This window comes from Halopseudomonas sp. L-58 (assembly GCF_056859475.1).
Genome location: NZ_JBSXON010000077.1, coordinates 133827 through 147957, shown reverse-complemented (window position 1 = coordinate 147957; position 14131 = coordinate 133827). Strand labels below are relative to the sequence as shown.

Genomic DNA, 14131 nt, shown 5'->3' with positions numbered 1-14131 from the left:
TTATCCCGAGCGCGGCTGGCTTAGCCGCAAGGTACTGACAGCCGCTGCAAGGCAGGCAAAGCAACCGGCGGCGATCAACGCGGCATGGGTGCCATTGTCGACGAACAGGTTGAACATCAACGCCACCAGCGCCGCACCGCTGGTCTGGCCAACCAGCCTGGCGGTGCTCAGCATGCCACTGGCGCCGCCACTGCGGTGCAAGGGGGCAGCGGTAATGATGGTGTGATTGTTGGGCGACTGGAACAGCCCGAACCCGGCGCCGCACAGCACCATCCAGCCGAGTATTGCGCCAGTTCCCGGCTTGTCCGGCAATGCTGCCAAGCCCCAAAGACCTCCGGCGAACAGCAGCATGCCAATACCACCCAGCAAGCCCGCGTGAAAGCGCTCCAGCAGCCGCCCGGCCAGGGGCGCGCTAACCATGGTCGCCAGCGGCCAGGGCGTCATCAGCAAACCGGTTTGCATGGCATTGAGTCCAAGCTGCTGCTGGAAGTAGAAGGGGATGGAGACCATCGCCAGCATCTGCCCGGCGAACGCGGTGATCGAACTGCCGATCGACAGGGCAAAAATGGGAATGCGCAGCAGATCCACCGGCAGCAACGGCATGCTACGGCTCAGCTGTCGGCGCACGAACAGCCAACCCAGCGGGCCGCCAATCAACAATGGCCCGAGCAGCCACCAGCCGGCGTGGCCCTGGGCTACACCGGTGACAGCCATAAAGAAGCAACCCAGCGTAAGTACATTAAGCACTGCGCTTGGCAGATCAAAGCGCAGGCTCGGTACACCTTCATTGGCGGGCAGAAACTTCCAGCCCAGCAGCAGGGCCAGCAGGCCGACGGGGGCGCTGACCGCAAACAGCCAGGGCCAGCTGGCGAGCGACAAAATGACTGCTGCCACGCTGGGGCCGGCAGCGGCGGCCACCGAGACGATCAGGGTATTGAGCGCCACACCGCGGGCCAGGCGTGCGCGGGGATAAATCAGTCGGGTCAGGGCGCCGTTGACGCTCATCACCGCTGCAGCGCCCAGCCCCTGCAGCATGCGCGCAAGGGTCAGCTGCAACAATGAATCACTCAGGGCGCAGACTATCGACATGGCAGAAAACACCGCCAGCCCGATCAGATAGATACGCCGGTAGCTCCACAGGTCGCCAAGCGAAGCCAGAGGCAGCAAGCTGACCGCTATCACCAGCTGGTAGGCGTTGACCACCCAGATCGAGTTGGCCGCACTGGTGCCCAGATCATTGGCGATGGTGGGCAATGCGACATTGGCAATCATGCCGTCCAGCACGGCCATGGTCACGCCCAGCGCAATCGCAATGATCGCGCCGAGTCGTGCGGGCATGGGTAATCCGTCGTTGCTGGCAGGTGACACAACTCGCCTCGATAGCGCAGAACCAGCCGGTCACCTTAGCATAGAGGCGTGCGTTATCAGCTCCAGCCAGCCACCTCGTGGACCGGAGCGGCACGCTGCACCAGGCAGCGACCATCGCGCACCGATGCAAGAACCGGGCTCTGATTCAGCAGTACCTCATACGGCGTTGTGCCGTTGAGCACCATGCAGCGTGCGGGGTTGCCGACCGCGATGCCGTACTCGGCAAGATTGAGCGCCGCAGCGCCGTTATCGGTAACGATTTCCAGCGCGGTTTCTATCCGCTCCATACCCAGCATGTGGCAGGCATGCAGGCCGACATCCAGCGTGCGCAGCAGATTACCGTTGCCCATCGGATACCAGGGGTCACGGATCGAATCCTGACCAAAGCAGACCTTGAGACCGGCATCCAGCAATTCGGGTACCCGGGTGATGCCGCGGCGTTTCGGGTAACCGTCAAACCGGCCCTGCAGGTGCAGATTCTCGGTCGGCAGTGCCACAAAGCGCAGCCCCGACTTGCCGAGCAGGCGGAACAGCCGGCTGCAGTAGGCGTCTTCGTAGGAGTGCATGGCACAGGTGTGGCTGGCGGTAACCCGGCTGCCGTAATCGCGACTCAGGGCCTCGGCGGCGAGCACTTCCAGAAAGCGCGACTGCGGATCGTCGATTTCGTCGCAGTGCACGTCCACCAGGCAATCATTGGCTTCGGCCAGATCCATCAGCAGCTTGACCGACTCCACGCCGTAATCGCGAGTGAACTCGAAATGCGGGATACCGCCAATCACATCGGCACCCACCGTCACCGCGTCACTCATTAGCTCCTTACCGCCCGGGAAGGACAAAATGCCCTCCTGCGGGAAGGCAACAATCTGCAGGTCAACAAAGTCGCGCACGCGGTCCCGCACCTCAACCATCGCCCGCAACGCCGTCAGCTGCGGATCGGTCACATCAACGTGGGTACGCACGTACTGAATACCGTGAGCAGCAAACAGCTTGAGCGTTTGCTCGGCGCGGCTGATGACATCATCGCGGCTCAGCATCGCCTTGCGCTCGCCCCAGCACTCGATACCTTCGAACAGGGTACCGCTCTGGTTCCAGCGCGGCTGGCCGGCGGTGAGCGCAGCATCCAGGTGAATGTGCGGCTCGACAAAGGGCGGCAGCAGCAGGTTGCCGCCGGCATCCAGTTCATCGGCGGCAGCGACCACATCCGCGCTCTGGGGCTCGATCCGGCTGAACCGCCCTGCGCTGATCTCGACCCGATACAGGCCGGTTTCACCAGGCAGGCGAGCATTAACGATGGCAGACAGGGTCTGGGTCATGGGGTATCTCCACATTCGGGTGTCATAGTGGGCTCGTGCATCAGCAGATGAGCCAGAATCAGGTTGTAGATGTCTGTCGGCTTGGCCGGGTCCAGCCCGGTCTCACGGAACAGACGATCGAGGCGGTTGCGCACCGAGTTGCGATGGCTGCCCAGTGCAGCGGCCGCCGCGCTGATATTGCCGCCATGTCGCAGCCAGGCATCGATAGTCGGCGCCAGGTGCTGTAGCAAGGTCTGATGTTCGGCAAACCAGGGGGCGACGAAGTCGGCGCGCGCGCCCGCATCGCCAATGCGTAGCTGCAGCTTCTCCAGCAAACTGCCCGCTCGGCTTTCAGCATCCCGCCAGGCCAGCTGTTCACGTTGCACAATGGCCCGTCCGATGACCTCGGTCACCGTCACCATCGGCAGCGAATACGGCTGCTCAAGCAATGGCAACTGCTGCTGATCTGCCAACTTCAGAAGGGCCGCAGGCAAGCGACCGATGTAGGCATCACCGGTCAGAATCACCAGGCCGGCAACCTTGGCCGCCACCCCCTCGTAAAGCAGCTCAAACAGGTTATCGACGCTGTGGTGGCGACCAATGCCGGTGATGAACACCAGCTCTCCACCCTTGATCCACGGCGTAAAGGAACGGTTTTCCGCGACATACGGCCAGCGGACAACACGCTGCGCACCGGCGTGACCGGCACGCAGACGAATAGCCCCAAGCCCGGGTAACAACGGGACATCCTCGGTGCGCAGCAATGGACTCACAGGTTGCTCATCAGCGCCGCGCGGCGCTCCTTGACCGCACTGACCAGCAGGGCCAACAAGGCGTAGGACGCGGCAGCGACCAGTACGCCAACCACCGGCGCAATCCAGTTGGAGGTATAGGCCACCAGCGAACCCAGTGCGTAGGCTATCAGACCGATAACATTGAACGCGGGCAGGGCAGTGGAACCCAGATCAGCGTAGCGGCCGCGCCAGGTCACAAAATAGTTGGCCATGATCACGCCACCGACCGGCGGGATAAAGGTGCCGAGCAGAATCAGGAACGGGATCAGCCACTCATACATACCCAGTACCGCCAGCAGCGTGCCAATTGCCGCGCCGATCACGGTGATGGTCCGGCGACGCTCGGTGCGCAGCAGGTTGCAGCCGGCCACGGCAAAGTTGTAGACGGTGTTGTCCTGGGTGGTCCAGAGATTGAGGAACAGCATCAGCACGCCCAGCGTCGCCAGCCCTTGTGCCACCAGAATGTCGACGATGTCGGCCTGTTGATAGACCAGCGCGCCGAAGGCGCCCACCAGCGTCATCAGCCCGTTACCGATAAAGAACGCCGCCAGGGTCGCGATGACGGCTGCCTTGCCGGACTTGGCAAAACGGGTCCAGTTGGTCGCCTGGGTACCGCCACTGACAAAGGTCCCGAACACCATGGTGATGGCTGCAGCCACACTGAGCTCCGCACTGGGTGCGATGGCGCTCAGACCGGACAGGCCACCGGCGTCTTTGGTGGCGATCCCGAGGCTCACCGCGATCAGAATCAGCATCGCAGGTACGGCAAAGCGTGACAGCAGATCCAGACCTCGGTAGCCAACGAAGGCACTGATACAAAAACCGAACCCGAACACCACCATCAGCGGCAGCGTCAGGCTATCGGGCAGGCCGGTCATTTTCACCAGCAACAGCGCCATGGTTGCCGTACCCCAGGCGTACCAGCCGATCTGGGTAAAGCCGAGAATGAAGTCGGACAGCTTGCTGCCGATCTCACCGAAGGCGTAGCGGCTCATCAACGCCGTATTCAGCCCCGAGCGCGCGGCAATATAGCCCAGAATGGCTGCATAGGCGCCGAGCAGCAGGTTGCCAATTAACAGAACCCACAGAGTCGTAGAAAAATCAAAGGCAGCGCCGACACTGCCACCTGCCCACATGGTGGCACTGAAGAAGGTAAAGCCCAGCAGCACAAAACTCATCGACCACATGCTCTTGCGGGCGGTTTCCGGTACCGGACTCAACGGGTAATCGGGGTCCGTGGTGCGCTCTGACTGGTTCATCCTGGTATCTCCGCTTTGCTGAAAAAGGACGTCTGCGTGCATGCAGACGTACATCACCGGTGATTTAGCAACCGCTGTGCCAGTCCATGGATTTCCCGGTGAAGAGCGAGCATCGATGCGCAAATGCATGTGCAATCTGCACAGCATAGCTATAAGCATGCACCCGAACAGCGCGGTAAAAGTGAAAAAACGGCGTATAAGGTCTGTGGAAAACCCGGCCCCAACCCGGTCGATAACCCTGGGGACAGCCTGAGGTGAAATCCCCCTGTGGATAAACACCTCAGTTACCCACAGGCAACGCACCGCTTGCACCCCCATCCAACGACCGCTTTCACACAACCTTTTGAGTTGTGCAAGATTCTGATCTATAAGGATTTATATGAGTTATTCACAGAAAAGTGGCTACGTATATACATTAACTAATTCAAGGTTTATATAAATCTTTCTTTTCTTATCTATATCTATCTGGACGTTTTTCCACACTCGGCACGTTGTACAAAAAGTGTTCAGCCAAAGCTGCAATTTTTTCCCCTTGGGCCTATAATCAGTCCCTTTTTTCCGCGTCAGGCACAGGCCTGACAATCGAGGTGACAGGTGGATTTCCCCAGCCGTTTTGACGTCATAGTGGTAGGCGGTGGCCATGCCGGTACCGAAGCTGCACTCGCTGCTGCCCGTATGGGGGTGAAAACCCTGCTGCTCAGCCATAACGTCGAAACCCTCGGTCAGATGAGCTGCAACCCGGCGATTGGCGGGATCGGCAAGAGCCATCTGGTCAAGGAGATCGATGCGCTGGGTGGTGCGATGGCACTGGCTACCGACAAGGCCGGTATCCAGTTTCGTGTTCTGAACAGCCGCAAAGGCCCAGCCGTGCGTGCCACCCGTGCCCAGGCTGACCGAGTGCTGTACAAGGCGGCTATTCGTCATACCCTGGAGAATCAGGAAAACCTATGGATCTTCCAGCAGGCCTGCGATGACCTGATTGTCGAAAACCAGCAGGTTCGTGGCGTGGTTACCCAGATGGGTCTGCGTTTTCTGGCTGACAACGTGGTACTGACCACCGGCACCTTCCTCGGTGGCCTGATTCACATCGGTCTGGACAACTACTCCGGCGGTCGCGCGGGCGATCCGCCCGCCATCGCACTCGCGCAGCGCCTGCGTGAACTGCCGCTGCGGGTGGATCGGCTGAAAACCGGCACCCCGCCGCGCATCGACGGTCGCAGTGTCGATTTCAGCCAGATGACGCCACAGCCAGGTGATACGCCGATTCCGGTCATGTCGTTCATGGGCAATGCAGCAATGCATCCGGAGCAGGTCAACTGCTGGATTACCCATACCAACGAGCGCACCCACGATATCATCCGCGAGAACCTGGATCGCTCGCCGATGTACACCGGGGTCATCGAAGGCATTGGCCCGCGTTACTGCCCGTCGATCGAAGACAAGATCCATCGCTTTGCCGACAAGGATCAGCACCAGGTATTCATCGAGCCGGAAGGCCTGACTACCCACGAGTTGTATCCGAACGGCATCTCGACCTCGTTGCCGTTTGATGTGCAGCTGCAGATCGTCCGTTCGATCAAGGGTATGGAGAACGCGCACATCCTGCGCCCCGGTTACGCCATCGAGTACGATTACTTCAATCCGCAGGACCTCAAGTACTCGCTGGAAACCAAGGTCATCGACGGTCTGTTCTTCGCCGGTCAGATCAACGGCACCACCGGTTACGAAGAAGCCGGTGCTCAGGGTTTGCTGGCAGGTCTCAACGCCGCACTGCGTGCACAGGAGCGCGACGCCTGGTGCCCGCGCCGTGACGAGGCTTACATCGGCGTGCTGGTCGATGACCTGATCACCATGGGCACCCGCGAGCCGTACCGCATGTTTACTTCCCGTGCCGAGTACCGTCTGGTACTGCGTGAAGACAACGCCGACCTGCGCCTGACCGAAAAGGGCCGCGAGCTGGGTCTGGTCGATGATGAGCGCTGGGCGGTCTTCAACGCCAAGCGTGAAGCCATCGAACAGGAAACCCAGCGTCTGCGCAGCACCTGGATGCAGCCGAACAGCGAGCAGGGCAAGGCCTATAGTGCGCAGTACCGTACGCCGCTGACCCACGAATACAGCCTGCTGGATCTGCTGCGCCGCCCGGAAGTGGATTACACCGCACTGGTCGAACTGACCGGTGCAAGTGACATTCCGGCCGATGCCGCCGAACAGGTCGAGATTCAGGCCAAGTACGCCGGTTATATCGAACGTCAGCAGGAAGAAATCGAGCGTCTGCGTCAGCACGAGCAGACTCGCCTGCCGGAAGACCTGGATTACGCCAGCCTGAACGGGCTGTCGAATGAAATTCGTGCCAAGCTGGCCGATGTGCGCCCGCAGACCCTGGGGCAGGCCTCACGTATCCCCGGCGTGACGCCGGCGGCCGTCAGCCTGCTGCTGATCCATCTGAAAAAACGCAACGCCCTCGGCGATAGCTCGCTGGCCCGGGAGGCATAAGCGCAATGAGTCAACATGCGGTAGAGCTGGCGCAGGGCGCAAGGCAGCTGGGTGTCGCCCTGAGCGAGCAGCAACAGGAAAAACTGCTGGGCTACATGGCCCTGCTGAACAAGTGGAACAAGGCGTACAACCTGACCGCGGTGCGCGACCCGAACGAAATGGTCAGCCGTCACCTGCTCGACAGTCTGAGCATCGTCTCGTTCATCGAAGGTCAGCGCTGGCTGGATGTCGGCAGCGGTGGCGGTATGCCCGGCGTGATGCTGGCGATCATGTTTCCCGAGCGTGAGTTCACCCTGCTCGACAGCAATGGCAAGAAGACCCGGTTTCTCACCCAGGTTAAAAACGAATTGGGGCTGACCAATCTGCAGGTGGTCAACAGCCGGGTCGAGGCGTTCGAGCCAGGCCAGCCGTTTGATGGTATTACCTCGCGCGCGTTTGCCTCGCTGGCCGACTTTACCCAGCTGACCCGTCATCTAGGTACCGAACAAACCCGCTGGCTGGCGATGAAGGGCGTTTACCCCGACGAAGAGCTGGCTGCGTTGCCGGTCGACTTTAAGCTTGAGAGCAGTGCACAATTACAGGTTCCCGGTTGCGTTGGCAGCCGCCATCTGTTGATACTGCGACGGATGGATCAGGGCTGATATCAAGGGGGCTGAACGTGGGCAAGGTGCTGGCAATTGCCAACCAGAAGGGCGGTGTGGGAAAGACCACCACCACGATCAATCTCGCCGCCTCGCTGGCTGCGACCAAACGCAAGGTGCTGCTGATCGATCTTGATCCTCAGGGCAATGCGACCATGGGCAGCGGTATCGACAAGGCCAATCTGGATAACTCGGTCTACGAATTGCTGACCGGTCAATGCGAGTTTGCCGATGCGGTTTGTCGTTCGGAGCACGGTGGCTATGACCTGCTGCCGGCCAACGGCGACCTGACTGCTGCCGAAGTCGAGCTGATCAACACCAAGATGAAGGAAAGCCGGCTGCGTTACGCGCTGGTCAACGCCCGCGATCACTACGACTTCATCCTGATCGACTGCCCGCCATCGCTGAACATGCTGACGGTCAATGGTCTGGTTGCCGCCGATGGCGTGGTCATTCCGATGCAGTGCGAATACTACGCGCTGGAAGGATTGTCGGCGCTGGTCAATACCATCAGCCGGATCAGCTCGGTGCTCAACCCGAACCTGCAGATCGAGGGCCTGTTGCGGACCATGTACGATCCGCGCAACAGCCTGACGCTGGATGTGTCGGCCCAGCTCAGCGCGCATTTTGGCGACAAGCTGTATCAGACTGTGATTCCACGTAACGTGCGACTGGCCGAAGCACCCAGTTTCGGCATGCCGGCACTGGCCTACGACAAGCAGTCCCGTGGCGCCGTCGCCTATCTGGCACTGGCCGGCGAGGTGGTACGCCGCAGCAAGCAGGCAGCCAAGGCGGCTGCCGTTACCGATTTGAACGATTGACTACAAGGACATCAGGCATGGCGGGCAAGAAACGCGGCTTGGGACGGGGACTGGACGCATTGCTGGGTGCCAGTGTTGCGCCGACAGCGGACGGCGAAAGCCAGGATCAGATTCTCAAGGAGCTGCCGGTCGACCTGGTGCAGCGTGGCAAGTATCAGCCACGCCGTGACATGGACCCGCAGGCACTCGAAGAGCTGGCGGGGTCGATTCGTGCCCAGGGTGTGATGCAGCCGATTGTCGTTCGGCCGATCGGCGAGGGGCGGTACGAAATCATCGCCGGCGAACGTCGCTGGCGCGCCAGTCAGCTGGCCGGCCTGGACAGCATTCCGGCGGTGATCCGCGAGGTGCCGGATGAAGCCGCCATCGCCATGGCACTGATCGAGAACATCCAGCGCGAAGACCTCAACCCGATCGAGGAAGCCATCGCCCTGCAGCGTCTGCAGCAGGAATTCGAACTGACCCAGCAGCAGGTGGCTGACGCGGTTGGCAAGTCGCGGGTGAGTATTACCAACCTGTTGCGCCTGATGAGCCTGCCCGAAGACGTCAAGCTGATGCTTGAGCGCGGCGACCTGGAAATGGGTCATGCCCGGGCCTTGCTTGGTCTGCCGGCCGAGCAGCAAACAGTGGCTGCCCGTCAGGTGGTGGCCAAGGGGTTGACCGTTCGTCAGACCGAAGCGCTGGTTCGCCAGTGGCTGAGCCCGAAAAGGGATGCGACACAACAGCGCACCAACCCGGATATCGAGCGTCTGCAACAGGACCTCGGCGAGCGCTTGGGCGCAGAAGTGAAGCTGCAGCATGGTGCCCGCGGCAAGGGACGTCTGGTGATCAGCTACAGCTCGCTTGACGAGCTCGATGGCATTCTCGAACACATCCGCTAAGCTCTTTTGAGCGCAAAGCCAGCGTCGTTGCTGGCGTTGCGGCGGTCGTCAATTATTACAAAAGATGACTGCAGCGCGTCGCTGAATCGATTCAAACCACAACATGTAGTGCCTGGCTCCGGCGCACAACCAAACGCGCCGGCAGTGCCGCGCAGATCAGGCAGCATGCGCCTTAGCGGCGTGTAGTACGGGACCGGTTTGGTTGCCTCTGCGGGGTCGAACACATATAATCACGGCGCTTTGAGGGCAGCCCGGCAATTTATTCACGCATGCACCACCCGCAGGGGTACCGAGTACTGATGACGACTGTGAAGACCAATGCCATTCGTCGTCCCCCGCTGATCAAGTGGTTCGCGTTCCAGGCTGTCGTCGTGTTTTTGATGGGGGCGCTTTTCTGGATTAAAAGCCCTGTGGCGGCGTATTCCGCCCTGGCAGGAGGCTTCATCTTCCTCCTGCCCAATGTGTATTTCGCGATCAAGGCGTTCCGTTACACCGGTGCGCGGGCTGCGAAGCAGATCATGGGTTCTTTTTACAAGGGTGAGGCCGGCAAGCTCATCCTCTGCGCTGTCCTCTTTGCGATAGCGTTCAAAAGTATTAAGCCGATAGACGAATCGGCACTGTTTCTTACATTTGCGATCATGCTGGTCACGAACTGGCTAACACCTGCAGTAATGGGTGGAAAAACGCAGCATAGCTAAAGGACCTGAGAGAACGTTATGGCAGGCGCTACCGCATCAGATTACATCAAGCACCACCTTCAGAACCTGACCTACGGGAAACTCCCGGCCGGTTACGAACGTACCGATGGTACCGTTCTGACCCAGGACACCTGGACCATGGCTCATGGCGCTCAGGAAGCGTCCGACATGGGCTTCATGGCTATCCACGTTGATACCATGGGCTGGTCCATTTTCCTCGGTGCGCTGTTCCTGTTCCTGTTCCGCATGGCGGCCAAGAAGGCCACGTCCGGCGTCCCAGGTGGCCTGCAGAACTTCGTTGAGCTGATGGTCGAGTTCGTTGATCAGAGCGTCAAGGAAACCTTCCACGGCCGCAACAAGGTCATTGCACCGCTGGCGCTGACCATCTTCTGCTGGGTCTTCCTGATGAACTTCATGGACCTGATCCCCGTCGACTTCCTGCCGCAGCTGTTCCACATGGCCGGCGTCGAATACATGAAGGTCGTCCCGACCACCGACGTCAACGCTACCCTGGGCATGTCCCTGTCGGTATTCGCGCTGATCATCTTCTACAGTGTCAAGGTCAAGGGTGTTGGTGGCTTCCTCGGTGAGCTGACCCTGCATCCCTTCTCCTCCAGCAACATCTTCCTGAAGATCCTGCTGATTCCGGTCAACCTGCTGCTCGAAGGCGTCAGCCTGCTGGCTAAGCCGGTCTCTCTCGCCCTGCGTCTGTTCGGTAACCTGTACGCCGGCGAGCTGATCTTCATCCTGATCGCTCTGCTGCCCTTCTGGGCTCAGTGGGCTCTGTCCGTGCCGTGGGCTATCTTCCACATTCTGATCATCACGCTGCAGGCATTTATCTTCATGATGCTGACCATCGTGTACCTCAGCATGGCGCACGAAGACAGTCACTGATTCAGGCGATAACGATTTAGTTCTACCCGAAAACCCATAACTTGCAATTAACTGAAAACTGGGAGCTTTAAATGGAAACTGTAGTTGGAATGACCGCGATTGCCGTAGCACTGCTGATTGGCCTGGGCGCACTGGGTACCGCTATCGGCTTTGGTATCCTGGGTGGCAAATTCCTGGAAGGCGCTGCGCGTCAGCCGGAAATGATCCCCGCTCTGCAGGTTAAAATGTTCATCGTCGCCGGTCTGCTCGACGCCGTAACCATGATCGGTGTTGGTATCGCTCTGTTCTTCACCTTTGCCAACCCCTTCCTTGCCCAAGTTGCGTAATGCAGTCGCCGGCAACGGCGACTTCAACTTGAAGGTAATGAATACGACAGGCAAGAGGTGAAGACGTGAACATCAATTTGACGATAGCCGGTCAAGCGATCGCGTTCTTCATCTTCGTGGTGTTCTGCATGAAGTATGTATGGCCTCCGGTCATTGCTGCTCTGCAGGAGCGCCAGAAGAAGATCGCAGATGGCCTTGCAGCCTCTGATCGCGCCGCCAAGGACCTGGAACTGACTCAAGAAAAGTCGGCCCAGGAACTGCGTCAGGCCAAAGAGCAGGCAGCAGCTCTGATTGAGCAAGCTAACAAGCGTGCCAACCAGATTGTTGAAGCCTCCAAAGAGGATGCTCGCAAGGAAGGTGAGAAGATCCTGGCTCAGGCCCAGGCGGAAATCGAACAGCAGCGCATCAAGGCCAGAGACGCTCTGCGTGCCGAGATTGCTGCCATCGCAGTCGCCGGCGCCGAGAAGATTCTGGAAACTTCTGTCGACGCTGACAAGCACGGTGACATGCTGAACAAGCTGGTAGCCGAACTCTAAGCGAGGTCATCATGGCAGAACTGATTACGCTGGCCCGCCCCTACGCCAAAGCGGCATTTGAGCGGGCAAAAGCCCAACAGGCCCTGGCCGAATGGGCCGAGGTGCTGAACGCTGCTGGCCAGGTGGCCGCAGACGAGGCAACTCGCCAGCTGCTGACCGATCCGGGTCTGGCGGAACAGAAGAAAGCCGACGTCATCCTCGACTGCACCGGGAAATCGGTGAGCGAAGAGCAACGCAACTTTCTGACGATCCTCGCCGATAATCGCAGGCTTGCCCTGCTTCCCGAGATCGCGACGCTATTTAACAGCTTCCGAGCTGATCTTGAGCGTACCATCGACATCAATGTGAGCTCGGCTTTCGAGCTGACTGCAGAGCAGCAGCAGAAGCTGGCCGAGGCGCTGTCCCGCAAGCTCGATCGCAATGTGCAGATCGAAGCGGCTGTGGACAAGTCACTGATTGGTGGACTGGTTGTTCGCACCGGCGACTTGGTCATCGACGCCTCCGTGCGCGGAAAACTGACCAAACTGGCCGAGTCGTTGGGCTCCTGATTTCAGCATAAGGTTTTGAGGATAAAGGCATGCAACAACTGAATCCATCAGAGATCAGTGACATCATCAAGAAGCGGATCGAGCAGCTCGATATCGCTTCTCAGGCACGTAACGAAGGTACGATTCTTTCCGTATCTGACGGTATTGTGCGGATTCACGGTCTCGCCGATGTAATGTACGGGGAAATGCTCGAGTTTCCCGAAGGCGTATTTGGTATGGCACTCAACCTGGAGCAGGACTCCGTTGGTGCTGTAATTCTGGGTGACTACCTGGGTCTGGCCGAAGGCATGACCGTCAAGTGCACCGGCCGCATCCTGGAAGTTCCGGTTGGTCCGGAACTGCTGGGTCGCGTGGTCAACGCACTGGGCCACCCGATCGATGGCAAGGGCGACATCAACGCCAAGCACACCGACGCGGTTGAAAAGGTTGCTCCGGGCGTAATCTGGCGTAAGTCGGTCGACCAGCCCATCCAGACTGGCTACAAGGCCGTCGACGCGATGGTTCCGGTAGGTCGCGGTCAGCGTGAGCTGATCATCGGTGACCGTCAGACCGGTAAGACCGCTATGGCGATCGATGCGATCATCAACCAGAAAGGTTCTGGCGTTAAGTGTATCTACGTGGCAGTAGGTCAGAAGCAGTCGACCATCGCCAACGTGGTACGCAAGCTGGAAGAGCACGATGCAATGGCTCACACCGTCATCGTTGCCGCTTCCGCTTCCGACCCGGCTGCCCTGCAATTCCTGGCTCCCTACGCCGGCTGCACCATGGGTGAATACTTCCGCGACCGCGGCGAAGACGCTCTGATCATCTATGATGACCTGTCCAAGCAGGCTGTTGCCTACCGTCAGATCTCCCTGCTGCTGCGTCGTCCTCCGGGACGTGAAGCCTATCCGGGCGACGTGTTCTATCTCCACAGCCGTCTGCTGGAGCGCGCTTCCCGCGTTTCCGAAGAGTACGTCGAGAAGTTCACCAACGGTGCCGTAACTGGCAAGACTGGCTCGCTGACCGCTCTGCCGATCATCGAAACCCAGGCTGGCGACGTTTCTGCGTTCGTACCGACCAACGTGATCTCCATCACCGACGGCCAGATCTTCCTGGAATCCAACCTGTTCAACTCGGGTATCCGTCCGGCCGTTAACGCCGGTGTATCGGTATCTCGTGTTGGTGGCGCGGCTCAGACCAAGATCATCAAGAAACTCTCTGGTGGTATCCGTACCGCTCTGGCTCAGTATCGTGAACTGGCAGCTTTCGCCCAGTTTGCATCTGACCTGGACGAAGCCACCCGCAAGCAGCTGGAGCATGGTCAGCGCGTTACCGAGCTGATGAAGCAGGACCAGTATGCTCCGATGTCCGTCGCCGAGATGGGTGTCAGCCTGTTTGCTGCCGAGAAAGGCTTCCTGACCGATGTCGAGCAGAACAAGGTCGGTGCTTTCGAGAAAGCCATGATCGCCTACTTCAAGTCCGAGCACGCAGACCTGCTTGCCAAGATCAACGAGAAGGGCGATTACAACGACGATATCGAAGCTGCCATCAAGGCCGGCATCGAGAAGTTCAAGGCAACCCAGAGCTGGTAAGCCGACAGC

Annotated in this window: 14 protein-coding genes; 10 read left to right on the top strand and 4 right to left on the bottom strand. The window is 59.5% G+C overall.

The window, feature by feature from the left end:
- From AC13EY_RS15895 to codB, 4 genes are all read right to left on the bottom strand, one after another.
- Positions 1–1338: an MFS transporter gene (locus AC13EY_RS15895; protein ID WP_228246020.1), complete on the bottom strand. Its 1338-nt coding sequence runs from the start codon at positions 1336–1338 to the stop codon at positions 1–3.
- Between the two features lie 86 nt (positions 1339–1424).
- On the bottom strand, positions 1425–2681 hold the full coding sequence (gene codA / locus AC13EY_RS15890) for a cytosine deaminase (RefSeq protein WP_228246019.1): 1257 nt from the start codon (positions 2679–2681) through the stop codon (positions 1425–1427).
- Positions 2678–3433 (bottom strand): PucR family transcriptional regulator, encoded by a 756-nt coding sequence (locus tag AC13EY_RS15885; protein WP_216359007.1) that lies wholly within the window; start codon positions 3431–3433, stop codon positions 2678–2680. Before AC13EY_RS15885 ends, codA begins: the two co-directional genes overlap by 4 nt.
- Entirely contained in the window at positions 3430–4713 is a 1284-nt protein-coding gene (gene codB, locus AC13EY_RS15880; protein ID WP_088275891.1) for a cytosine permease, read from the bottom strand. Before codB ends, AC13EY_RS15885 begins: the two co-directional genes overlap by 4 nt.
- A gap of 594 nt (positions 4714–5307) precedes the next feature.
- Here codB and mnmG point away from each other — a divergent pair.
- From mnmG to atpA, 10 genes are all read left to right on the top strand, one after another.
- Positions 5308–7206, top strand: coding sequence for a tRNA uridine-5-carboxymethylaminomethyl(34) synthesis enzyme MnmG (gene mnmG / locus AC13EY_RS15875; protein WP_228246018.1), 1899 nt, complete (start codon positions 5308–5310; stop codon positions 7204–7206).
- A gap of 5 nt (positions 7207–7211) precedes the next feature.
- Positions 7212–7847: a 16S rRNA (guanine(527)-N(7))-methyltransferase RsmG gene (rsmG, locus tag AC13EY_RS15870; RefSeq protein WP_434006952.1), complete on the top strand. Its 636-nt coding sequence runs from the start codon at positions 7212–7214 to the stop codon at positions 7845–7847.
- 17 nt (positions 7848–7864) lie between these two features.
- Complete coding sequence (locus AC13EY_RS15865) at positions 7865–8668, top strand: ParA family protein (RefSeq protein WP_228246017.1); 804 nt, start codon at positions 7865–7867, stop codon at positions 8666–8668.
- A 17-nt stretch (positions 8669–8685) separates the two neighbouring features.
- Entirely contained in the window at positions 8686–9546 is an 861-nt protein-coding gene (locus tag AC13EY_RS15860) for a ParB/RepB/Spo0J family partition protein (RefSeq protein WP_228246016.1), read from the top strand.
- Positions 9547–9845: 299 nt separating this feature from the next.
- Entirely contained in the window at positions 9846–10244 is a 399-nt protein-coding gene (locus tag AC13EY_RS15855) for a F0F1 ATP synthase subunit I (protein ID WP_088275955.1), read from the top strand.
- Positions 10245–10262: 18 nt separating this feature from the next.
- Positions 10263–11138 (top strand): F0F1 ATP synthase subunit A, encoded by an 876-nt coding sequence (gene atpB, locus AC13EY_RS15850; RefSeq protein WP_088275885.1) that lies wholly within the window; start codon positions 10263–10265, stop codon positions 11136–11138.
- Positions 11139–11209: 71 nt separating this feature from the next.
- Positions 11210–11464 (top strand): F0F1 ATP synthase subunit C, encoded by a 255-nt coding sequence (gene atpE / locus AC13EY_RS15845; RefSeq protein ID WP_088275884.1) that lies wholly within the window; start codon positions 11210–11212, stop codon positions 11462–11464.
- A gap of 65 nt (positions 11465–11529) precedes the next feature.
- Positions 11530–12000: a F0F1 ATP synthase subunit B gene (locus AC13EY_RS15840; protein ID WP_088275883.1), complete on the top strand. Its 471-nt coding sequence runs from the start codon at positions 11530–11532 to the stop codon at positions 11998–12000.
- 11 nt (positions 12001–12011) lie between these two features.
- Positions 12012–12548 (top strand): F0F1 ATP synthase subunit delta, encoded by a 537-nt coding sequence (locus AC13EY_RS15835; protein WP_228246015.1) that lies wholly within the window; start codon positions 12012–12014, stop codon positions 12546–12548.
- 29 nt (positions 12549–12577) lie between these two features.
- Positions 12578–14122, top strand: coding sequence for a F0F1 ATP synthase subunit alpha (atpA, locus tag AC13EY_RS15830; RefSeq protein ID WP_228246014.1), 1545 nt, complete (start codon positions 12578–12580; stop codon positions 14120–14122).
- Positions 14123–14131: the final 9 nt, after the last annotated feature.